Origin of the sequence: Chitinophaga sp., from assembly GCF_039596455.1 — a bacterium.
GTDB lineage: Bacteria > Bacteroidota > Bacteroidia > Chitinophagales > Chitinophagaceae > Chitinophaga.
Window position 1 is genome coordinate 258,583 of the sequence record NZ_JBCNJR010000002.1, and the last position, 22,819, is coordinate 281,401.

The following is a 22,819-nucleotide window of genomic DNA, read 5'->3' on the forward strand; positions in this document are numbered from 1 at the left end:
TTCATCATCGTCTTACAGTTATGAAAAAGATCCTTATCCTGTTTCTGCTGCTTGGCAATGTAGTGCACGGCCAGCAGCCCCTTTGTCTCTGGTATAAACAGCCCGCCCTCAGATGGGAAGAGGCGCTGCCCGTTGGAAATGGCCGCCTGGGCGCTATGGTCTTCGGAAAGGCGGATAAAGAAATATTACAGATCAATGAGGAAAGCGTATGGGCAGGCAATAAATTCAATGACGCCAATCCCAATGCCTTCAAAGTGCTGGATACCATCCGCCAGCTGCTTTTTGCCAACAAGAATGATGAGGCGCTGGCTATTGCGCAACCTAACTTTGTAGCAGTAGACGGAGAAAACTCCACGCAGATTGCCCGCAACTTCCGCTCCAACCAGACCCTTATGAACGTGAACATCGATTATGGGTTGCAAGGATATACTGACTACCGGCGGGAGCTGAATATAGAAAACGGTATTGCCACCACCACATTCACTGTAAACGGCATTGAATACAAGCAGGAAGTGCTGGCCTCCGCACCGAACAACGTGATCGTGGTAAGAATTACGGCCACAAAACCCGGCGCTCTCAACGCCTTTATTACGCTTGACAGGCCTGACCCGAAAGATACCGCCTCCCGGTTCACAGACTGCAAGGTAACCGCCAGCGGCAGCAGGCTGCTGGTGCTCAGCGGCCAGATCAATGATAAGGAAGGGAAGGAGAGGAGGGGCCCTGCCGGCTTGCACATGCGTTTTGCAGGCATGTTGCAGGCAGCGCCCACAGGCGGTACCATAAGTGCTTACCAGAACGGCCTGCAGGTAAAAAATGCCAATGCCGTTACCCTGTACATCCAGGGGGCCACCAATTACAATGCGGTAAAGCAGGATGTTGACCCGGGCGCCACCGTAGCCCTCAACAAATGCCGCAAGCTGCTGCAGCAGGCCACCCTGCGGAGCTACGCACAGATTCACGCAGCGCATCTGAAAGATTTTGAACCGGTAATGAAAAAGGTGCAGCTGCAGATCAATGAAGCGGTGGCAGATGAAATACCAACAGATGAAAGGCTGCAGCAGGTGAGGCAGGGAAAGGAAGATCTGCACCTGGTGGCGCTGTATTTCCAGTACGGGCGCTATCTGCTGCTCTCCAGCTCCCGCCGTCCCGGTGTGTTGCCCGCCAACCTGCAGGGTATCTGGAACCGCCATCTGGAGGCGCCATGGAATGCTGATTTTCATACCAACATCAATCTGCAAATGAACTACTGGCCGGCGGAGGTATGCAACCTCTCGCAAACCACCGCGCCGCTGTTTGATTTTATGGACTACCTCCGCCCGCAGGGCCGTATCACCGCCAAAAAAATGTACAACGCCCGCGGCTGGGTGGTACATCACTGTACAGATGCCTTTGGCAAAACGGGTGTGCAGGCCAACGCGGCCTGGGGCACTTTTCCCATGGCCGCCAGCTGGATGTGTCTGCATTTCTGGGAACATTATGCCTTCACGCTGGATTATGCTTTCCTCAAAAACAAGGCATATCCCATCATGAAAGAGCACGCTTTGTTTGTAGAAGACTTCCTGGTGAAAAGCCCGGAAGGGTACCTGGTGTCTTCTCCCGGCAGCTCGCCTGAAAACCGTTTCATCCACCCCGTTACCGGCAAGCCTACCGGTCTTACTTACGGGCCTACGATGGACAGCCAGATACTCCGCGAGTTTCTCTCCAAATGCATTGCTGCCGCCAACCTGCTGAGAACAGACTCTGTGGATGCCGTCCGCTGGCAGGGCATCATAGCCCAGCTGCCGCCCACCAGAACAGGGAAAGATGGCCGTATACTGGAGTGGATACAAGAATATGAGGAAGCGGAGCCCGGTCACCGGCATATTTCACATTTATTTGGCCTGCATCCCGGCACGCAGATCACGGAGCAGTCTCCCTCATTGTTTGACGGGGCGCTTAAAACGCTCACCGGCCGCCTCAGCAAAGGCGGCGGCCATACCGGGTGGAGCCGCGCATGGATCATTAATTTCTATGCCCGCCTGAAACAGGCAGACAGCGTACGCAGCCACCTGCAGGCATTACTGGCCAAATCCACCCTGCCCAATCTCTTTGACAACCATCCGCCTTTCCAGATAGATGGTAACTTCGGCGGCACGGCCGGCATAGCGGAAGCCCTGCTGCAAAGCCATGGGGATTACGTGGAGGTATTGCCCGCCCTGCCCGCAGCCTGGGCCAACGGCTCTGTTACCGGGCTTTGCGCACGCGGCGGTTTTGAGCTGGACATCTCCTGGAAAGACGGGGTGCTCTCCGGGCTGGTGCTGCGTTCTACCACCGGCCGCAACATTGTATTGAAATTCCGCCAGCACCTGCTGCCGCTGTCCATAGAGAGGGGAAAAGAAGTGGTAGTACCGGTGCAGCAGCTTTTATAGGAAGCCAACGAAGAGGATAAGATTGAAACTGAAGCATTTGAAGGAGCCCGCGCCAGGGCTCCTTTTTTTATGCCAATTTTTTTAACTGTTAATTTTACAATTAAAAATTGTTTGCTATCTTGACATGTTATAAGATTCTCACGTTATACTGATCAATATGAACAACACGAGCTTACTGCCACTGGACTACCTGGTTTTCGCGTTTTACTTTGTTATTGTAGCCGGTTACGGTTATTACATCTATCAAAGAAAGAAGAAAGCCTCAACGGATACGAAAGACTTTTTCCTGGCGGAAGGCTCCCTTACATGGTGGGCCATTGGCGCTTCGCTGATTGCGTCTAACATTTCTGCGGAGCAGTTCATCGGCATGTCTGGCTCCGGTTTCAAGATGGGCCTTGCCATTTCCACATATGAATGGATGGCCGCCGCCACCCTGCTGGTGGTAGCTATATTTTTCCTGCCTATTTACCTGAAGAACAAGATATACACCATGCCGCAATTCCTGCTGCAGCGGTATGACGGGCGGGTGAGCACGGCCATGGCGGTGTTCTGGCTGTTGTTGTACGTGTTTGTGAACCTCACGTCTATCCTGTACCTGGGCGCGCTGGCCATTCAGACCATTTCAGGCATTCCTTTCTGGACCTGCGTAATGGCGCTGTCTGTTTTTGCAATATTTATTACGCTGGGTGGTATGAAGGTGATCGGCTATACGGACGTGATACAGGTGTTTTTCCTGATACTGGGCGGCCTGGCCACTACTTACCTGGCCCTCAACCTGGTGTCTGACCACTTTGGCGGCGGCGGTATGTGGGACGGGCTGGGATTGCTGCGCCAGAAAGCGCCCGAACACTTCCACATGATATTTGAGCCTTCCAGTGAACACTATAAAGAGCTGCCGGGCCTGGCGGTGCTGATAGGCGGTATGTGGATCGTGAACCTGAACTACTGGGGCTGTAACCAGTATATCACGCAACGCGCGCTGGGCGCAGATCTCAAAACAGCCCGCAACGGCTTGCTGTTTGCCGGCTTCCTCAAACTGCTGATGCCTGTGATAGTGGTATTGCCGGGTATTGCGGCCTATGTGCTGTACAAGAACGGTATGTTCCAGCAGGAAATGATGGACGCCGCCGGTACCGTAAAGCCAGACCACGCTTACCCCGTACTGCTCAACCTGCTGCCCGCCGGCTTGAAAGGTTTGTCTTTTGCGGCGCTCACCGCGGCCATTGTCGCTTCGCTGGCCGGTAAAGCCAACAGTATTGCCACCATTTTCACGCTGGATATTTACAAACACTTCTTCAAGAAAGACGCTACTGAACAAGACCAGGTGAAGGTAGGGCGTTACACCATCATCGTTGCCATCATCATTGGCGCGCTGGTGGCGCCTGCGCTCAAGAGCCTTGATCAGGGTTTCCAGTTCATACAGGAATATACCGGCTTTATTTCTCCCGGTGTGTTTGCCATATTCATCATGGGTTTCTTCTGGAAGCGCACTACCGCCAACGCAGCGCTGGTGGGCGCCATATTGGCCATTCCGCTGTCTGTGGCGCTGAAGTTCGGCATGCCTGAGCTGCCCTTTATTAACCGCATGGGCTGGGTATTTATTATTATTGTAGTGATAATGGGCATCATCAGCCTGCTGGACCCGAAGAGCAAGAACAACCCGAAAGGCCTGGAGATAGATGCTTCCATGTTCAAACTCAATCCCGCGTTTACCGTAGGCGCTATCATCATCTGCGGTATACTGGCGGCTTTATATACAGTATTCTGGTAACAGTGAATAATTATTTTTTCCATGTCTGCATACCTGATCGGCTACGATATTGGTTCTTCGTCTATTAAAGCCACCCTGCTGGATGCCGCTACCGGCCGCTGCCTGGCCGCCGCTACCGGTTCTGCCGCAGAGCTGGCCATAAAGGTACCACGTGCGGGCTGGGCGGAGCAAGACCCTGAAATGTGGTGGCAGGAAGTGGTGAAAGCCACGCATGCCCTGCAGCAACAACACCCTTTTGATGCGGCTGCCGTAAATGCTATCGGCATTGCCTACCAGATGCATGGTTTGGTATGCGTGGATGAGCAGCAGCAGGTATTGCGGCCTTCCATTATCTGGTGTGACAGCCGGGCCGTCAGCATTGGAGATGCCGCAGCCGCTGCATTGGGCCAGGGCTACACCCTGCCGCACCTGCTCAACTCCCCCGGCAATTTCACCGCCTCAAAACTGCGCTGGGTACAGCAGCATGAACCGGACGTATACGCAAAGATCAGGCACATCATGCTGCCGGGAGATTTTATAGCCATGCGCCTCACCGGTGAAGCCTGCACCACTTTGTCCGGCCTGTCTGAAGGCATCTTCTGGGACTTTGCTGAACAGAAGGTATCTGCCCCTTTACTGGAACAATACAACATAGACCCCGCCCTGTTATCCCGCGTGGTGCCTACTTTCGGTGAGCAGGGCCGCCTCACGGCCAAAGCCGCGGAGCTGCTGAAGCTGCGCGCAGGCATCCCTGTTACTTACCGCGCGGGAGACCAGCCCAACAACGCTTTTTCGCTCAATGTGCTGGAGCCGGGAGAAGCCGCCACTACCGCCGGTACCTCCGGCGTAGTGTACGCTGTGCACAACCAGGTAGCCTACGATGAGCAAAGCAGGGTCAACACCTTCATCCATGTCAACCACCGGCCGGAAGCCATCCGCAACGGGGTGCTGATGTGCCTCAACGGCACCGGCATTCTCAACAGCTGGCTGCGTTCCATTGCCGGCGGCATGGACTATAACAGCATGAACGAACTGGCCGCCATGGCGCCCATTGGAGCAGAAGGCCTGCAGGTATTCCCCTTCGGCAACGGTGCGGAAAGGATACTGGCCAACCGCCTGCCCGGCGCCAGCATAGAAGGCCTGGCCTTCGGCGTGCACCAGCAGGCGCACCTGCTGAGGGCAGGGCAGGAGGGCATTGTGAACGCGCTTACTTACGGTGTGAACATTATGCGGGATATGGGCCTGCAGATCAACCGCGTGAGGGCGGGCAAAGCCAACATGTTCCTCAGTCCCCTTTTCCGGGAAGCCTTTGCCAACACCGCAGGCGTTACCATTGAGCTGTATAATACAGACGGTGCCCTGGGCGCCGCGCGCGCCGCAGGTGTAGGCAGTGGCTATTATGCTTCTATGAAAGACGCGTTCATCGGCATGGAATGCCTGGCCACCATTGCCCCGGAAAAAGAAAAACAGCAGGCCTATACAGCAGCCTACACGAAATGGGACGCCCGTCTGCAGCAGATTTTGTCAACAATGTAAAAACCTGTTATTATGAATATCATCACCGGTAACAAAACTTATTTTCCTTCTGTCGGAAAGATCCAGTATGAAGGTCCCAAGTCAGACAACCCGCTTGCCTACAAGTGGTATGACGAAACCAAGCAGATCAACGGAAAATCTCTCCGCGAGCTGTTCAAGTTTGCCGTAAGCTACTGGCATACCTTCTGCGGCACCGGCGGAGATCCCTTCGGCCCGGGTACCAAAGCCTTTCCCTGGCTTACTGCGGCAGACCCCGTACAGCAGGCCAAAGACAAGATGGACGCCGCTTTTGAATTTATCACCAAACTGGGCGTACCGTACTATTGTTTTCATGATATAGACCTGGTAGACGAAGGCAGCAGCCTCACCCAGTACGAAAGCCACATGCAGCAGATAGTGGAATATGCGAAGCAGAAGCAGCAGGCCAGCGGCGTAAAGCTGCTCTGGGGCACCGCCAACGTGTTCAGCAACCCGCGTTACATGAACGGGGCGTCTACCAATCCTGATTTTGCCGTGGTAGCCTATGCCGGCACACAGGTGAAAAATGCGCTGGACGCTACCATTGCCCTGGGCGGTGAGAACTACGTGTTCTGGGGCGGCCGTGAAGGTTACATGACGCTGCTCAACACCAACATGAAAAGGGAGCTGGACCACCTGGGCCGTTTCCTGGGCATGGCGCGTGACTATGCGCGCAAACAAGGCTTCAAGGGCACTTTCTTTATTGAGCCCAAACCCTGCGAGCCTACCAAACACCAGTATGACTATGACAGCGCCACGGTGATAGGTTTTCTCCGGGAATATGGGCTGGACAAGGATTTCAAGCTGAATATCGAAGTGAACCACGCAACCCTGGCCGGCCACACCTTCCAGCATGAGCTGCAGGTAGCCGCCGATGCCGGCATGCTGGGCAGCATAGACGCCAACCGCGGAGATTACCAGAACGGATGGGATACAGACCAGTTCCCTATGAACCTGAACGAGCTGACGGAAACAATGCTGGTGATACTTGAAGCCGGCGGTTTTGCCGGGGGAGGCGTTAACTTCGATGCCAAAACCCGCCGCAACTCTACAGACCTGGAAGACATCTTCCACGCCCACATTGGCGGCATGGACGCATTTGCCCGCGCTGCTTTCATTGCAGACCGCATACTGCGCGAATCTCCCTATAAAAAGTTCCGGGAGGAACGTTATGCTTCTTTTGACAGCGGCAAAGGCAAGGAATTTGAATCAGGAAAACTGACGCTGGAAGACCTGCGCAGCTTTGCAATGGCCAACGGCGAACCGAAGCAGACCAGCGGCAGGCAGGAGTGGCTGGAGAACCTGGTGAACCAGTATATTTGATGCAACACAACTATCAACTGATACAACAAGGGCAGGCTGTACATAGCCTGTCCTTTTTAATTTGCTGAACGTAGCGCTTATTTTACTTCCCCTCCTCCGTGCCTTTTTGTATTTTGCGCGGAAAAAAGATGGCATTCTCCATACAACACCTTTCCGAAAACGGTTTTGATATTATTGAGCTGGCTGATGACGATGGCGCCCGCGTACAGGTAATACCTTCACTGGGAGCGCTTTTGCATGGTTTTATCATTCCGCGCGGCAAGGGCCCTCTCAATGTGATAGACAGCTACGGCAGCATGGATGAGTATAACAACCGTATACAAGACAGCTTCAAAAGTGTAAAGCTCAGCCCTTTTGCCTGCCGCATCAAAGACGCCACCTACCAGTGGAACGGCGTGGAAAGGAAAATACAGAAATCGCCCATACACGGCCTGCTGTATGACCAGGCTTTCACCCTTATACTGGAAGAGGCCGGCAGCCAGGATGCCGTGATAGATCTTGAGTACCACTACAAAGGCTGGGATCCCGGCTATCCCTTCCCGTACACCTGCAACGTGCGCTACCGGCTGCAGGCGGACAATACGCTGGAGATTTCCACCTCCATTCTCAACCACCACGGAGAAACCATCCCGGTGATGGACGGCTGGCATCCGTATTTCACCACCGGCGGCACGGTAGACGAGCTGGAGCTGCAGTTCTGGTCAACAGAAATAGTGGAATTTGACGAAAAACTGATACCCACCGGCAAACTGCTGCCCTATACATCGTTTACGAAAGCTAAAAAGCTGGAAGGGGTGGAGCTGGATAATTCTTTCCTGCTGGACTTCAAGCAGTCCTCCCCGTTATGCACCCTGCATGACCCGCGGGAGCAGGTGACCATAGAATTTTATCCTTCTACCGGCTACCCCGTATTGCAGGTGTACACGCCTCCCCACCGCAGGAGCATTGCCATAGAGAACCTCACCGGCGCGCCCAATGCCTTCAATAATGGCCTGGGACTGGTAAAGCTGGCCCCCGGAGAAAGCCTGCAATTCAGTACCACACTGCGTGTGAGGGGATAACAGCCGTTTTGGCACAAACTTTGAATTTCATACCGCAGACCCCTTATTATTCACAATTAAATCTGATGGTATGGACATCCTGATGATCAAGGACCGGTGGAACGAGATCAAAGAAAAGCTGAAAAGCATGTTTGCGGATTTGTCGGATTCCGATCTACGCTACGAACATGGGAAAGACGACAGGCTGATAGGCCAGATCCAGATAAAGCTGGGCAAAAGCAGGGATGAAGTGATATCACTCATCCGGTCTTTGTAAAAAAAAAGCAAAAAGAACAGCACTATGGCCGTTTCCGGTGGTACCTCGCATGGTGCGCCGGAAACGCTATTTTAGGATACATTTAACAGGCTGCTGTAGTACAGAACAGACTTGCTTAACTATTTTGGTGCATATTTGTTAATAATCATATGCAATCCACCAGACTGTTCCTCTTCTTCGCACTAGCCTGCCTGCTGGCAGGAGGCATTACCAACACGGCCCATGCTCAATTTGAATCGCCAGTGCTTGTGCGCGGCCAGATCACTGACGAGTCAGGGAAATTGGTGCTGTACCCCGCCACCATCCGCAACAAGACCACCGGCGCCCGTACGTTTTCAGACAACGGCGGGTATTACCGCATTAACGCCAATATGGGAGACGAAATACTGATCTCCTTCATCGGTTATGTGCCAGACAGTTTTAAAGTACGCAATACGGCGGGTACGGAGGTACATGACGTCCGGCTCAAGCTCCGGGAAAGTTTCCTGCAGGAGGTGGAGGTGTCCGGTAAATGGAACCCTTACCAGCTGGACTCCATTGCCCGGTACGAAGAGTTCAAGCCCTGGCTGGAAACGCGCAACCGCACGCTGGTAGACACTTCCAAGAGAAGCACGGGCGGCTTTGGCCTGGTGTTCAGTCCTTTTACCCGCGGTTCCCGCAAGGAAAAAGACCTGCGCAAGTTCAAGAAGCTCTTTGATGAGCATGAGAAGCAGGCATATGTGGATTACCGGTATTCCAAATCATTTGTGAGCCGGGTAACCGGGCTTGGCGGAGATTCCCTCCTCCGGTTTACGCAAAAGTATACGCCTACATATGAAATGCTGCGGGGTATGAACAATGAGACCCTTATTTTCTGGATATCGGTAAGGGCCAAACAGTGGAGAAAAGACCCGAACGTTACATTGAAACCTGACGTATTACAATAAAAAACGGAAAGGGGGAATACGATGCAATTTTCGTATTCCCCCTCTCTTTTGTCCATGCTTCCCGTAAAGGCATAAAACGGAAAAGCCGGATCATCTCCGGCTATTTCCTTTATTTTTCATTTCTAATTTCGCTGTGTGGCTGCTTAGTTATACACCTTCACCATATATACGAAATCTTCCAGCTTTTTTAATTGATCTACACGGCTAAGGCCTATGAGCTGGCTTTTGCGTTTCAGGTCATTTTTTGAATACTTGTCTTTCGGCAATTCGTCCAGCAGGCGTTTCAGGTGGCCTGATTTCACCGCAAACGCAATACCGTCTGAAGAAGACTGTTTGCCGGTGATGATGCCTATTACTTCACCATTTGCATCTAGCAGGGGGGCGCCGCTATTGCCGGGGTTGACGGGTATGGATACCTGGTAGGCCAGGGTATCTCCGTTGAAACCGGTTTGGGCGCTGATATAGCCTTTGCCGTATACAATTTCATCTCTCGGGAAGCCCATGCTGAACACTTCTTCACCCGGACGGATGGCTTGCTGTTTCAGGGCATAGGGCAGGGGCGCGGAGCGGAAGGTGGAGTCTGCAATGCGCAGCACCGCCAGGTCGCTGGAAACGTCTTCGAAAATGCTGACGGCCTTGAAGGCTTCGCCTTTGTTGTTCTGGATATAAATGGAGTCAGCCCCTGCAATTACATGATAATTGGTAACCATATAACCGTTCCGGGAAATGGCGAAGCAGGTGCCGCCATAGGTGCCGGGGTTGAGGGGAGCCTTGTTATTGCTTTTGATATCTCGGATAAGGGCGTTCTGGGAGCGCTGCATGTTGTTGAGCACCCTTCTCACGTCTTCATACTGGGCAGAAGAGGAATTTTTGACTGCGCGCTGCATCACGGCCATGGTAGCCAGGGAGGTTACCAGGGCAATGCAGGCGGCTGCGGCCAGGTTCAGCCAGGTACGCCGGCTGCGCATATTGATAACCGGAGCGGATGGTTTGGTTACCACCGGCATCTCCGCTTTGGCATGGATGGCGTCCATGCGGCGGAGCAGGTCTTTCCGCGCGGCATTGGCGCGCATTTGCTGCAGCAGCAAACGGTGCTCGGCCACCTGCTGGTCAATGGCAGGATTGTTGCGGCAGAGGGCCTCAAAGGCCTCCCGTTCCGGAACGCTCATTTCGCCATCGAGGTAGCGCTCTATTTCCTGTATTAAATGTATATCGTTCATTTCAGCCTCCTCCGGGACTTATTTATGTTGAGCAAAGAATAATTTTTTCAGCCGCATCAGGCACTTGTACTTCTGGTTCTTGGCGTTTTCCGCATTCGTATAACCGAACCGTTCCGCAATCTCCTGCATAGACCTGCCTTGTACGTAATAATCTTCCAGAATGGTTTTGCAGGGCTCTCCCATTTTGCCCAGCGCCTCCTCCATGAGAGTAAACTGCTGGTCTTTTTCCACCTGGGCCTCCAGGGCCTCTTCAGCTGCGGCCGTTTCCTCCAGTTCCTCGTAAATAGGCCCCTGGATGGCCGATTGTTGCAGCTTTTTCAGCCAGATGCGCCGGCAAACCGCGTAAAGAAAGGTTTTTAGCCGGCTGGAAAGAATAAAATTGCCCTCCTGCACCTTCTCATACAACACTATCATACTCTCCTGGAAAACGTCCCTTGCATCATCTTCTGACCCGTTATTCTGTAAAACCATTCTGGCAATCACCGGAAAATTCTCTAAGTAGATGGTTTCCAGTGATTTGTCGTCATTGGCTGCCAATCCCAGCAACAGCTCCTTGTCCCGTTCTATTTGCAAAAGATTATTCACTTATTAATACGATTAACGTCTTTTAGTAACCCAAAGTAACCAAAAAAATTTTTTTCAAAACGGCGGGTTACCTTTTTGCCGGGCCGGGTATAAAGTATAAATCTCATTTCAAAAACCTTAAAAACGATTAAAATGAAAAAAGTAGGTTTCCTGGCTCTCGCCCTCGGTCTTTTCGTAGCAGCTTGTAACAGTTCTTCTACCAGCAACAATAGTGATTCTGCTTCTATCGACAGCGCTGTAAACACTGCCGCTCCTGTTGATTCTGCTGCTGTTGTAGATACTGCTGCTGCCGCAGTTGATTCTGCTGTTGTAGCTCCTGCTGACTCTGCTAAATAATTATAGGCAAGCAATCAAGGATATTTATCCGGTCCCGGCCCCTTCGGCCGGGACTTTTTTTGGTATATAAATATTTGCTATAGCATACAATCAGCCCTTCCGATATTCATATTCGCGCAGAAGGGGATGGTTGTTGAATAAATTCTATTGAAAACTATATTTTGTTTGATGAAATATATTTTTTCATACTCCTGTTTGAATAATTGAAACCCTGCCTTACTTTTGTACCATCAAACAATAAAGCAAACAAGCAATGCAACAACGCACCTTTGGTTACTTTTACGGCTTTTACTTTTTCTGGTTCCAGGAATAGGAGGTTCGTTGTTGTTTAAATAGCTGAAAATATAACGGGCCTCCTGAAAAAGGGGGCCTTTCTTATTACAATGAATTACAATAAACTGAATATATGTCACAAAAGAGCTTTAGCCTTTATTTCTTTTATTTTTTCTTTTACCAGGAAGAAAGCGGGACTCTCTTGTAACAACAGTTTATCATAAACGTACACATTGAAGGGTCCCGGCTCGCGGGGCCCTTTTTTTATACAAATACGAACCAGTTTTTATGCACATAGCAATTCAGGGATTTGAAGGAAGTTTCCACCAGATAGCCGTACAAAAGTACTTCGGCAAGCAGCATACCATTGAAGCCTGCGCTTCCTTTCCGGAGCTGGTGCGAAAGGTAAAGAACGGTGAGGCCGGTGTGGAAGCCGGTATGATGGCCATTGAAAACTCCATTGCCGGCAGCATCCTCCCCAATTACAGCCTGCTGAAGAACTCCGGGCTGCACATCATCGGGGAGCTGTACCTGCAAATTAACCAGCAGCTCATGGTGCTGCCGGGGCAAACCATTGAAGACATCCGCGAGGTGCATTCCCACCCCATGGCCCTGTTGCAGTGTATGGACTTCCTGGCCCAATACCCGCAGATCAAGCTGGTGGAAACGGAAGACACGGCCCTCAGCGCCAAGCATGTGCGCCAGAAGAAGCTGAAGTCCACCGCGGCCATTGCGGGCCAGCTGGCGGCAGAGATCTTTGAGCTGGACATCATCGCCCCCAACATTCACACGGCCAAAAATAATTATACCCGCTTTTTGGCCATTTCCCGGAACGGGGTAGAGGCGCCGGCAGATGCCAACAAATCTTCCGTATATTTCCAGACTTCCAATGAAAGGGGAAGCCTGGCCAAAGTGCTCACCAAAATAGCCGCAGAAGGCATCAACCTGAGCAAGATCCAGAGTTTTCCCATACCGGCAAGGGAGTGGCATTATTATTTTCACGCAGATATGGAATTCGACACCCTCGCTCATTTCCAGCAGGCGCTGAAAAAAATTACACCGCTCACAGAACACCTGACGGTGCTGGGCATTTACAAAAAAGGCAAAACGCACAATTAATCATACACTCATGCAACCAACTGTAGCCAAAAGATTACAACACACCGAAGAGTACTACTTTTCACGCAAGCTGCGGGAAATAGACGAGATGAACAAAGCGGGTGCAAATGTGATCAACCTGGGCATCGGGAGCCCCGATCTACCGCCGCATCCCTCCGTGGTAGCGGCACTGAATGAGCATGCCGCCAAACCCGGCACCCATGCTTACCAGGGCTACAAAGGCATACCCGCCCTCCGGCAGGCCATGGCCGCCTGGTACGGCCGCTTCTACGGCGTAACGCTGGATGCGGAGCGTGAAGTGCTGCCCCTCATCGGCTCCAAGGAAGGGATTATGCATATCTGCATGACCTTTTTGCAGGAAGGTGATGAGGCGCTGATCCCGGACCCCGGCTACCCTACCTACCGCTCTGCCGTGCAGCTGAGCGGCGCCACGCCGGTAACGTACTCCCTGAGCGCGGCCAACGCGTGGCAGCCAGACCTGGAGGTGCTGGAAAGAACAGACCTGAGCCGGGTGAAGCTCATGTGGGTGAACTACCCGCATATGCCTACCGGCGCGCAGCCCCTGGCCGGCACTTTTGAGAAACTGGTGGCCTTCGCCAAAAAACATCATATACTGCTTTGTCATGATAACCCGTACAGCTTCATCCTGAATGACCAACCGGCTAGCCTGCTGGCTACGCCGGGGGCCATGGAAGTGGCGCTGGAGCTGAACTCCCTCAGCAAAAGCGGCAATATGGCCGGCTGGCGCGTGGGCATGCTGGCGGGCCGCGCGGAATTGCTGAACGATGTATTGCGCTTCAAAAGCAATATGGACTCCGGCATGTTTCAGCCCGTACAAATGGCCGCGGTAGCGGCGCTTGAGCTGGGGCCCGAGTGGTATGCGGAGCTGAACGGTATTTATGCCGGCCGCCGCAAAAAAGTATTTGAACTGCTCAACCTGCTGGGTTGCCGTTACGATACCGCGCAAACCGGCATGTTCGTTTGGGCGGAAATTCCGGCCGGGTATAAAGACGGTTTTGCGGTGAGCGATGAGGTGCTGCAGAAGGCTCATGTGTTCATTACGCCTGGCGGCATCTTTGGCGCCAATGGCAACGGTTACATCCGCGTAAGCCTCTGCCGCAGCGAGCAGGTGTTTGAAGAGGCCATCAGCCGGGTGCAACAATCCATCCCTGTATCCCAAACTGTGAAAATATGATAGCAACCGTAGTAGGAGTAGGATTAATAGGCGGCTCGCTGGCCATCAGCCTCAAGGAAAAGGGGGTGGCCAACTGGGTGATCGGTGTAGACTTTAACGAAGAGAACCTGAAAAGGGCGCAGGAGCTGAACATCATTGATGAAGGCTCCAGCCTGGAAGATGCCATGAGCCGCAGCCAGCTGATCATACTGGCCATACCGGTAGATGCCCTGCTCCAGACCCTTACCTCTATTCTTGACAAGGTGGGCCCGCAGCATGTGATCATGGACGTAGGCTCCACCAAACAGAAACTATTGCAGCTCGTTGCCGGTCATCCCAAACGGGGGCGCTTCGTAGCCGCCCACCCCATGGCCGGCACGGAGTATTCCGGGCCGGAAGCTGCCGTACGCAACCTGTTTGCGCAAAAAACAATGGTGCTCTGTGATGTGAAGAACAGCGATGAAGATGCGCTGGAGCTGGTAGAGGCCATGGTAGACAAGCTGAGCATGCGCACTGTGTACATGAACGCGGAAGAGCATGACCTGCACACGGCCTACGTGTCTCACATCTCCCACATCACCTCCTTTGCCCTGGCGCTGACCGTGCTGAAAAAGGAAAAGGAGCAGGGCCGCATTTTTGAGCTGGCCAGCGGTGGTTTTGAATCTACCGTGCGCCTCGCCAAAAGCTCGCCTGATATGTGGGTGCCCATTTTCAAGCACAACCGCAACAACGTGCTGGACGTGCTGGAAGAACATATTCACCAGCTGGAGCAAATGAAAAAGCTGCTGCAGGAAGAAGACTACGATACTTTTTACAAGCTGATACAGAAAAGCAACAAGATCAGGAAGATCCTGAAATAAACAAGATTCAGTAATTTATTAACACGTCATATTACAATGGAACAGATCTTAGCAAAAACAAAATTCGCCGATCCGGCTTCAGACAAAAAGCCGCTGATCATTTCCGGGCCTTGCTCCGCAGAAACAGAAGAGCAGGTGCTGGCCACAGCGCTGGCGCTGTCTAAAACAGGTAAAGTGGATGTGCTGCGTGCAGGCATCTGGAAACCCCGCACACGCCCCGGTTCTTTTGAAGGCATTGGCCCCAAAGGCCTGCCCTGGCTGCAGAAAGCCAAAGAACTGACCGGTATGCCGGTTGCCGTGGAAGTAGCTACCGCCAAGCAGGTGGAAGACGCGCTGCACTTCGGCGTAGACATTCTCTGGATAGGTGCCCGCACCACAGTAAACCCCTTCTCCGTGCAGGATGTGGCCGATGCGCTGAAAGGCGTGAAAGTGCCCGTGCTCATCAAGAACCCCATCAACCCTGACCTGGAGCTGTGGATCGGTGCGGTAGAACGCATCCAGAAAGCCGGCATTGAAAAGCTGGGCCTCATTCACCGCGGCTTCTCCAGCTACGGCAATACTGAATACAGGAACGCTCCCATGTGGCACCTGGCCATTGAGCTGAAACGCCGCCACCCTGAGCTGCCCATGATCTGCGACCCCAGCCACATCAGCGGCCGCCGCGATATTCTGCAGGCTGTTGCCCAGGAAGCAATTGACCTGGATTACGATGGCCTGATGCTGGAAACGCACGTAGACCCTGACAACGCATGGAGCGATGCCAAACAGCAGATCACCCCGGAAAAATTCGGTGAGCTGCTGGACAACATCACCTGGAGGCACGAGCGTACAGACCAGAAAGAGTTCAACACCGCCCTGGAAAAACTGCGCAACCAGATCAACGGTATTGACGATGAAATTATGCTGCTGCTGGGCAACCGCATGAAAATCGCTGAAAAGATCGGCCTGTACAAAAAAGAGAACAACATCACCATTCTGCAGACCAACCGCTGGAACGAGATACTGGACCGTGGCATCCGTGCCGGTGAAAAGCTGGGCCTCACCAAAGATTTCGTACTGAAATACTTTGATGCGGTACACCTGGAATCAATCAACCGCCAGAACAAAGTGATGAACGACTAAGCCTATTTTTTCAGTATAACATATGATAACGCAATCGCACCGCTTTCAACATTCCACCACGAAGTATTACCTGGGCGAAAGCCTGGCCAACCTGGCGGAATATGTCAATAAAGACCGTACCATTCTGCTGCTGGACGAGAACGTAGACCATCACTATGCTGAAGTGCTGCCCGGCTGGAAAAAGCTGGTAGTGCCTGACGGCGAAGAAAACAAGACGATGGACGTGGTGGAACAGATCATCAACGGCCTCATTGAGCTGGAAGCAGACCGGAAAACCATGCTGGTAGGCATTGGCGGCGGTATGCTGACAGACCTTACGGGCTTTGCGGCCAGCATTTACATGCGGGGCATTCCCTTCGGGTTTGTGCCCACCACACTGCTGGCCCAGGTAGATGCTTCCATTGGCGGCAAGAACGGGGTCAGCCACGGCATGCATAAAAACATGCTGGGCACCATCAACCAGCCCGCCTTCATCCTGTTCGACTACAGCCTGCCGGCCACCATGCCGGAAACGGAATGGTGCAACGGCTTTGCAGAGATCATCAAGTATGCCTGCATATATGATGCGGAATTGTTTACCTACCTGGAAAACAATAAAGACAAGGCCATGGAGCAGGACGTCAGCATACTGCAATACCTGGTGGAAAGATCGGTGGCGATCAAAACCAAATTTGTACTGGAAGATGAGTTCGAAAGCGGTGTACGCCGCTGGCTGAATTTTGGTCATACCCTGGGGCACGCGGTTGAAAAGCTGGAAAACATTGCACACGGCCAGGCGGTGGCCATCGGGATGGTAGCGGCTGCTAAGATCTCCGAAAAAATAACCAAGCTGCCATCCGAACAAACCAACCGGCTCATCCGTTTGATCAATGACTACCGCCTGCCGGTAACCATGCAGTCAGACAAGGATGAGGTGTTCAATATTTTCAGGCTGGACAAAAAGCGAGAGAAAGACCATATTCACTTTGTACTGCTGGAAGAGATCGGGAAGGCTACCACCCACCCGATCCCTCTTGAAGAGCTGAAACAAATATTAAAAGAACTGTAACAGTCAATTATGAGAGTTTCCATTTCACCTTCCGCCATCAACGGCTCCGTTACTGCCAACCCCTCCAAGAGCGCTATGCAGCGTGCGGTGGCAGCGGCGCTGCTGGCGAAAGGGAAAACCATCATACACAACCCCGGGCTGAGCAATGACTGCCTGGCCGCGCTGGAAGTGGCGGAACACCTGGGCGCTATGGTGAAGCGGGTAGATGAGTCTATCCACATCACCGGCAAAGGCGTACAGCCTTTCTATGACGAGATCAACTGCGGAGAGTCCGGCCTGGGCATCCGCATGTTTACCCCCATTGCCGCGCTGGCAGACATGGCCATCACCATCAACGGCCACGGCAGCCTGGTAACCAGGCCTATGCATTTCTTTGAAGAAGTGCTGCCGCAGCTGGGCGTACAGATCAAAAGCAGGGAAGGCAAGCTGCCGCTGGAAATCAAAGGCCCCCTGCAGGCCAACAACATTACCATAGACGGTTCTCTTTCCTCCCAGTTCCTGACCGGCCTGCTGATGGCCTTCGGAGCCGTGGCAGACAAGGCGGCCATTACGGTGAAAGACCTGAAAAGCAAACCTTACATTGCCTTAACGCTGCAGATCATGGAGCATTTCGGGGTGAAGGTGCGCGAAGAGAACTTTGAAGTGTTCCACTTTGACGGCAAACAGGAATACCGCCCGGTAGAATACACCGTGGAAGGAGACTGGAGCGGCGCCGCGTTTCTGCTGGTAGCCGCCGCCGTAGCCGGTAAAGCGGAAGTACATCACCTCAATACGCAAAGCGCGCAGTCAGACAAGGCCATTATGGAAGCGCTCGAAAAAGCCGGTGCGGAAATACTGCCGGGCATGTTCACCATGATCATTGCCAAAAAGGAGCTGAAGCCGTTTGAAATAGACGCTACAGATTGTCCGGACCTGTTCCCCCCGCTGGTAGCGCTGGCGGCCAACTGCAACGGTGTTACGCGCATCAAGGGCGTAAGCCGCCTGGCGCACAAGGAAAGTGACCGCGGCCTCACCCTGCAGCAGGAGTTCGGGAAAATGGGCATCCGCATAGACCTGGAGGGAGACATCATGCTGGTACACGGCGGCACCGGCATCAAGGGCGCCTCCGTACATTCGCATAACGACCACCGTATTGCCATGGCCTGCGCCGTGGCGGCCCTCACGGCCAGCGGCCCGGTAACGATAGACAATGCGGAGGCCATCAATAAATCCTACCCGGAATTTTATGACCATATTGCCGCGCTGGGCGCTGCAGTTACCAAAGAAGAAAAAGTACAATCATGAACAGCTTCGGAAGAATTTTCAGGGTAAATGTTTTTGGCGAGTCTCACGGAGAAAGTGTGGGCGTCAACATAGACGGGGTGCCGGCGGGTATTCCTTTAAAACAGGAAGATTTTCTGCCGGACCTGGAGCGGCGTAAAGCCGGCGCCAAAGGCACCACCCCCCGCAAGGAGGATGACCTGCCTTTCCTGAAATCCGGCGTGTTCAACGATCATACTACGGGCGCACCCGTTACCATCCTGTTCGAGAACAACAACACCCGCAGTGCCGACTACGCCAAGCTGCGCGAGTTTCCCCGCCCGGGCCATGCAGATTTTGTGGCTACACAGAAATACGGCGGTTTTGAAGACTATCGCGGCGGCGGCCATTTCAGCGGGCGCCTCACTCTCAACCTGGTGGCAGCCGGTGTTATTGCCAAAAAGATTCTGGGCAGCAACATCCAGGTAAAGGCCGTGCTGAAAGAAGTAGGCGGCTACCCGGATGCAGAGCAAGGCCTGGAAGCGGCCATTGCCGCCAAAGATTCTGTAGGCGGTATTGTAGAATGTACGGTAGACGGGTTGCCTATTGGTCTGGGAGAGCCTTTCTTTGATTCTGTAGAGTCCAACCTGGCGCATGCCGTATTTGCTATCCCTGCTATCAAAGGCATTGAATTCGGCGCCGGTTTTGCCGCCGCCAAAATGAAAGGCCTGGAACATAACGACGCCATTATTGACAAGAGCGGCAAAACCGCTACCAACAACGCTGGCGGCGTGGTAGGCGGCATCACCAACGGCAACCCGCTGGTATTCCGCGTGGCGGTGAAGCCCACCTCCAGCACGCCCAAAGTGCAGGAAACGCTCAATATCGTAAGCGGCCAGGTGGAAGAATTTTCCGTAAAAGGCCGCCATGACCTTTGCATTGCCCTGCGCGTGCCGGTAGTGCTGGAAGCCGTAACGGCTATGGTGCTGGCGGATTTTATGCTGCTGGAGATGCGCGCGCCAAGGGTGTGGAAGTAGATGGGAATAGTTGGATAAAACTATAAAGGGCTGACCTGGTTTACATACCGGTCAGCCCTTTTCGCTTTAAATATGTTTCTTCGCTTTACTCCTTCACAGGCGGCGGTGCAGGTTGCGCCGCAGGCGCCTGCGCCGGAACGGCCGCTTCAATGTTCAGCAGCTCCACGTCAAAAACCAGCGCGCTGTTGGGTTTGATCTTGGGCCCGGCAGACCTTTCGCCGTATGCCAGCTGGGCAGGGATGAAGAGCTTCCACTTGCTGCCCACAGGCATCAGCAGCAGCGCTTCCGTCCAGCCGGGAATAACGCTGGTTACCGGTATGGTCAGCGGCTCGCCGCGGTCTATGGAACTGTCAAACGTTGTGCCGTCTATCAGCATGCCGTGGTAATGTACCTTCACCTTGTCTCCCGTGGTGGGTTTGGGGCCTGTGCCGGTTTTAAGCACCTGGTACTGCAGGCCGCTGGGCAGCGTTACCACGCCGGCTTTCTTTTTGTTGGCCGCCAGGAATTTTTCACCCTCCGCCTTGTTTTTGTTCAGGATGTAGTCCCTCACCAGGGTAGTGCCCTGCTCTGCGGAAAGGATGGGCGCTTTGCCCTTGTAATGGTCTTCAATGGCTTTGAATAACAGTTTCAGGTTCAGGCTGTCAAGCCCCTGGCCTTTGAGCATCTGCCCCAGGTCGTTACCAATGGTGTAACTAACGGAGTCCAGCGTGCTCACCAACAAGGGTTTGGTGGCCGCTGCAGGTTTGGCGGCCGGTTTCTTCTGGCTGTAGGCCCCTTGAGCCGCCAGCATGCTGAGTGCGATAAACAGGGATTTTCTGATCATACCGGGTCTGTAAAATTTGAAGCGCAATATAGGGCACATTATTCAATCCTGCTCCATATTTCGCTGATTGGGTCACCCTTGGAGCTTTTGCCGCTATGGTGCCACTGTTTGCCGTCTACCTTGCCGTTGAAGCCCAGGCTCATGCCTACGCGGCTGTTATCGCGGCTGAAGAAGGTGATGGTTTCCGTGTATTTGCCGTTCTCAAAAGTATAGGTGCCGCCCCCCGTGCCGAAAAACTCTTTGGTTTCCGGGTTGATGGCCGCCCACTGGAAGCGGGTGCCGGAAAGTATTTTCAGGGTTTTGCGGGGGCCGGGGCGCATGGGGTCCATTTTCCCGTTATTTTCACGGGCGGTGATGCGCCAGGTGCCTGCCAGCGGGGCTTTGCCTTCATCTATGCGCTGCCAGGTGGAGGTTTTGCCGGCGCAGTTAACGGTGAGCTGGTTGCCTTCCAGTTTGTAAGTGCAGGTGTTGGTGGCGCCAATATTCTCCTTGTCAGCCGTGTTGAACTCTATCACTTCCGTAAGGTTGCCGCCGGAGGCGGTAAGGCGGCCGCCCAGGGTGCTTACGAATTTTTTGCCGGCCTGGTCAAACAGGGTTTGCATAAAATACCCGTCTTCAATAATGCGTACGGTTTGCGGTTCGCTGCCGGTAGGCGTTAGCTGCCAGGCGCCCGTCAGCTCGCCCTGGGCAAAAGAAAGATGCGTAAGCAGCAGCAGTGCTGCTGAAAATAAGTGTTTCATATTGCGTACTTTTTAACGTGGTTAAAATCAATGCAGCACAGGCAGAACGATTTTTGAAGGCCTGTTTGCATCGTGAAATATCCTGATGTTCGATTTGATAAAGTCTTTGTCTTCCGCCTTGTAAATATCGGTGAACTGCTGCGGATTACGGTCTACCAGCGGGAACCAGCTGCTCTGTATCTGCACCATCAGCCGGTGGCCTTTTTTGAACGTATGCGCTATGTCCGGCAGCGTAAACTTCACCTGCGCGGGTTTGCCGGGTACAAAGGGCTCTGGCTTTTCAAAGCTGTTGCGGAACTTGCCGCGCATAGGCTCGCCCCGCACCAGCATCTGGTAGCCGCCCATGGGGTAGTAGCCTGCCGGCGTGTAACGCGGGTGGGAGGGGGGAACGGGCGGGGCTCCATAGCTGAAATCGTCAGGGAACACATCTATGAGCTTCACTACAAAGTCAGCGTCTGTTGTGCTGATGCTGACCTGCAGGTCTGCCACCAGCGGGCCGCCCAGCGTAAGGTCTTCTTCCAGCGGAGCGGTCTGGAACACCAGCACGTCCGGCCGCCGCGCTGCAAAACGCTGATCGTCCGTCATGTAGCTGATGGTACGTACAAAATGAACGTCTTCTGTATAAGGCACCGGTTTGGCCGGATCGCTGAGGTATTCCGTGTAGGCATTGGCGGTAGCGGGTTTGCTGAAATCCAGCTTGCCGGCAGGTTGCAGGTAAATAGCCTTTTCCTGCATGCCGGGGGCCGGCCAGGAAGGGAATTGTTTCCACTGGTTCTCCCCGGTGAAAAATATGGCGGCCTCCTGCATGTTAGGGCCTTTGCCTTTCCCTTTCAGGTAAAAATCAAAGAAGGGGATCTCTATATTCTCCTGGTACCATTGCGAGGTGTTGCTGCCAAAACGTACGTTGCCCATGAAAGTACCGTCTGCCGCGGCCCACTGCCCGTGGTACCAGGGGCCCATTACCAGCCGGTTATTGGTTTGGGGACTTTGTTTTTCAATGGCCTTGTAAGTGGCCCAGGCGCCAAAGCAGTCTTCCGCGTCAAACGTACCGCCTACAACCAACGATGCTGGCTGTATGTCCTTTATAAAATTGCGTACGTTCCGGGCTTTCCACCAGTTATCGTACGTAGGGTGGGCGTACAGGTCTTTCCAGAACTGGATGCTGTCTCCTATCATGGCGGCCACGTTTTTGAGGGAACCGGCTTCGAGGTAGAACTTGTAATTGTCCTCCACCTCGAAATCGTACCCCGTGGGCGGCACGGTGGTTGGTTGCGGACGCGGCTTGCCAAAGGCGTTATAGAAAGCGAAGGCATCATTGAGGAAAAAAGCGCCGTTGTGATGAAAGTCGTCTCCGATGAACCAGTCAGACACCGGTGCCTGCGGGCTCACTGCCTTCAGGGCCGGATGCCCGCTGAGGGCGGCCATGGTGGAGTAGAAGCCGGGGTAAGAAATACCGAATACGCCCACGTTGCCGTTGTTATTGGCCAGGTTCTTCACCAGCCAGTCAATGGTATCATACGTGTCACTGGCTTCATCTATGTCCGTTTTACTTTTCTTGTTGGGGTTGAAGGGCCGCACGTTCACAAATTCCCCTTCGCTCATCCACCTTCCCCTTACATCCTGCAGCACTATAATATACCCTTCCCGGAAATAATGCATGTAGTAGGGAGATTTGCGGAGGAAGGGCCTGTATTCCTTTTCACCATAGGGTGCGCAGGAATAGGGCGTTCTGGTCAGCAGCACGGGGTGTTTCTCCGCATTGTTCCGGGGGGTGTAAATGGACGTGAACAGCTTCACGCCGTCACGCATGGGTATCAGCACTTCTTTTTTGGTGTAATTTTCCAGGAACCAGGTGGAGTCTGCCGCGTTTTGCGCAAAGAGGGTTACCCGGGCGCAAATGCATAGCAGCAGAACAAGGCTTGTCTTCATATTTCGGCAATTGGTCAGTTATGTTAAATATAACCG

Annotated in this window: 20 protein-coding genes; 14 read left to right on the plus strand and 6 right to left on the minus strand. The window is 53.3% G+C overall.

Annotated elements, in window-relative coordinates:
* Positions 1 to 20 precede the first annotated feature (20 nt).
* The 7 genes from ABDW36_RS10775 to ABDW36_RS10805 all read left to right on the plus strand — a co-directional run bounded on the left by ABDW36_RS10775 (position 21) and on the right by ABDW36_RS10805 (position 9,278).
* On the plus strand, positions 21 to 2,408 hold the full coding sequence (locus ABDW36_RS10775; RefSeq protein ID WP_343701903.1) for a glycoside hydrolase family 95 protein: 2,388 nt from the start codon (positions 21 to 23) through the stop codon (positions 2,406 to 2,408).
* A 157-nt stretch (positions 2,409 to 2,565) separates the two neighbouring features.
* Positions 2,566 to 4,179, plus strand: a complete 1,614-nt coding sequence (locus ABDW36_RS10780) for a sodium/sugar symporter (RefSeq protein ID WP_343701904.1) — start codon at positions 2,566 to 2,568, stop codon at positions 4,177 to 4,179.
* A 21-nt stretch (positions 4,180 to 4,200) separates the two neighbouring features.
* On the plus strand, positions 4,201 to 5,694 hold the full coding sequence (locus ABDW36_RS10785; RefSeq protein WP_343701905.1) for an FGGY family carbohydrate kinase: 1,494 nt from the start codon (positions 4,201 to 4,203) through the stop codon (positions 5,692 to 5,694).
* 12 nt (positions 5,695 to 5,706) lie between these two features.
* On the plus strand, positions 5,707 to 7,035 hold the full coding sequence (xylA, locus tag ABDW36_RS10790) for a xylose isomerase (protein ID WP_343701906.1): 1,329 nt from the start codon (positions 5,707 to 5,709) through the stop codon (positions 7,033 to 7,035).
* Between the two features lie 128 nt (positions 7,036 to 7,163).
* On the plus strand, positions 7,164 to 8,096 hold the full coding sequence (locus tag ABDW36_RS10795) for an aldose 1-epimerase (protein WP_343701907.1): 933 nt from the start codon (positions 7,164 to 7,166) through the stop codon (positions 8,094 to 8,096).
* A gap of 70 nt (positions 8,097 to 8,166) precedes the next feature.
* Positions 8,167 to 8,352, plus strand: coding sequence for a CsbD family protein (locus ABDW36_RS10800; protein WP_343701908.1), 186 nt, complete (start codon positions 8,167 to 8,169; stop codon positions 8,350 to 8,352).
* A 149-nt stretch (positions 8,353 to 8,501) separates the two neighbouring features.
* Positions 8,502 to 9,278 (plus strand): carboxypeptidase-like regulatory domain-containing protein, encoded by a 777-nt coding sequence (locus ABDW36_RS10805; RefSeq protein WP_343701909.1) that lies wholly within the window; start codon positions 8,502 to 8,504, stop codon positions 9,276 to 9,278.
* Between the two features lie 143 nt (positions 9,279 to 9,421).
* Here the strand turns inward: ABDW36_RS10805 and ABDW36_RS10810 are convergent, their stop codons facing one another.
* Genes ABDW36_RS10810 through ABDW36_RS10820 form a run of 3 tightly spaced genes read right to left on the minus strand, consistent with a single transcriptional unit; the run spans position 9,422 to position 11,433 of the window.
* Positions 9,422 to 10,498 (minus strand): trypsin-like peptidase domain-containing protein, encoded by a 1,077-nt coding sequence (locus ABDW36_RS10810; protein WP_343701910.1) that lies wholly within the window; start codon positions 10,496 to 10,498, stop codon positions 9,422 to 9,424.
* A gap of 18 nt (positions 10,499 to 10,516) precedes the next feature.
* A complete protein-coding gene (locus ABDW36_RS10815; protein WP_343701911.1) occupies positions 10,517 to 11,071 on the minus strand; it encodes a sigma-70 family RNA polymerase sigma factor in 555 nt (184 codons plus the stop codon).
* 8 nt (positions 11,072 to 11,079) lie between these two features.
* On the minus strand, positions 11,080 to 11,433 hold the full coding sequence (locus ABDW36_RS10820; protein WP_343701912.1) for a hypothetical protein: 354 nt from the start codon (positions 11,431 to 11,433) through the stop codon (positions 11,080 to 11,082).
* Positions 11,434 to 11,980: 547 nt separating this feature from the next.
* Between ABDW36_RS10820 and ABDW36_RS10825 the strand changes: the two genes are divergently transcribed.
* The 7 genes from ABDW36_RS10825 to ABDW36_RS10855 are packed head-to-tail and all read left to right on the plus strand — an operon-like array spanning position 11,981 to position 19,291.
* Positions 11,981 to 12,811 carry a prephenate dehydratase gene (locus ABDW36_RS10825; RefSeq protein WP_343701913.1) on the plus strand — a complete coding sequence of 277 codons (831 nt, stop codon included), beginning with the start codon at positions 11,981 to 11,983 and terminating at the stop codon, positions 12,809 to 12,811.
* Between the two features lie 10 nt (positions 12,812 to 12,821).
* Positions 12,822 to 14,006, plus strand: coding sequence for an aminotransferase class I/II-fold pyridoxal phosphate-dependent enzyme (locus ABDW36_RS10830; protein ID WP_343701914.1), 1,185 nt, complete (start codon positions 12,822 to 12,824; stop codon positions 14,004 to 14,006).
* Positions 14,003 to 14,845 (plus strand): prephenate dehydrogenase, encoded by an 843-nt coding sequence (locus tag ABDW36_RS10835; RefSeq protein WP_343701915.1) that lies wholly within the window; start codon positions 14,003 to 14,005, stop codon positions 14,843 to 14,845. Before ABDW36_RS10830 ends, ABDW36_RS10835 begins: the two co-directional genes overlap by 4 nt.
* A 36-nt stretch (positions 14,846 to 14,881) precedes the next feature.
* A complete protein-coding gene (locus ABDW36_RS10840; protein ID WP_343701916.1) occupies positions 14,882 to 15,967 on the plus strand; it encodes a chorismate mutase in 1,086 nt (361 codons plus the stop codon).
* Between the two features lie 22 nt (positions 15,968 to 15,989).
* The gene (gene aroB / locus ABDW36_RS10845) at positions 15,990 to 17,015 is read left to right on the plus strand and encodes a 3-dehydroquinate synthase (RefSeq protein ID WP_343701917.1); all 1,026 of its coding nucleotides are present in this window, start codon (positions 15,990 to 15,992) and stop codon (positions 17,013 to 17,015) included.
* Between the two features lie 9 nt (positions 17,016 to 17,024).
* On the plus strand, positions 17,025 to 18,299 hold the full coding sequence (aroA, locus tag ABDW36_RS10850; protein WP_343701918.1) for a 3-phosphoshikimate 1-carboxyvinyltransferase: 1,275 nt from the start codon (positions 17,025 to 17,027) through the stop codon (positions 18,297 to 18,299).
* On the plus strand, positions 18,296 to 19,291 hold the full coding sequence (locus tag ABDW36_RS10855) for a chorismate synthase (RefSeq protein ID WP_343701919.1): 996 nt from the start codon (positions 18,296 to 18,298) through the stop codon (positions 19,289 to 19,291). The genes aroA and ABDW36_RS10855 overlap by 4 nt, the downstream gene beginning before the upstream one ends.
* 85 nt (positions 19,292 to 19,376) lie before the next feature.
* Here ABDW36_RS10855 and ABDW36_RS10860 read toward each other — a convergent pair whose 3' ends face one another.
* Genes ABDW36_RS10860 through ABDW36_RS10870 form a run of 3 tightly spaced genes read right to left on the minus strand, consistent with a single transcriptional unit; the run spans position 19,377 to position 22,783 of the window.
* The gene (locus ABDW36_RS10860) at positions 19,377 to 20,114 is read right to left on the minus strand and encodes an FKBP-type peptidyl-prolyl cis-trans isomerase (RefSeq protein WP_343701920.1); all 738 of its coding nucleotides are present in this window, start codon (positions 20,112 to 20,114) and stop codon (positions 19,377 to 19,379) included.
* Between the two features lie 38 nt (positions 20,115 to 20,152).
* Entirely contained in the window at positions 20,153 to 20,854 is a 702-nt protein-coding gene (locus tag ABDW36_RS10865) for a hypothetical protein (RefSeq protein ID WP_343701921.1), read from the minus strand.
* Positions 20,855 to 20,881: 27 nt separating this feature from the next.
* Positions 20,882 to 22,783, minus strand: coding sequence for a CocE/NonD family hydrolase (locus tag ABDW36_RS10870; RefSeq protein ID WP_343701922.1), 1,902 nt, complete (start codon positions 22,781 to 22,783; stop codon positions 20,882 to 20,884).
* Positions 22,784 to 22,819: the final 36 nt, after the last annotated feature.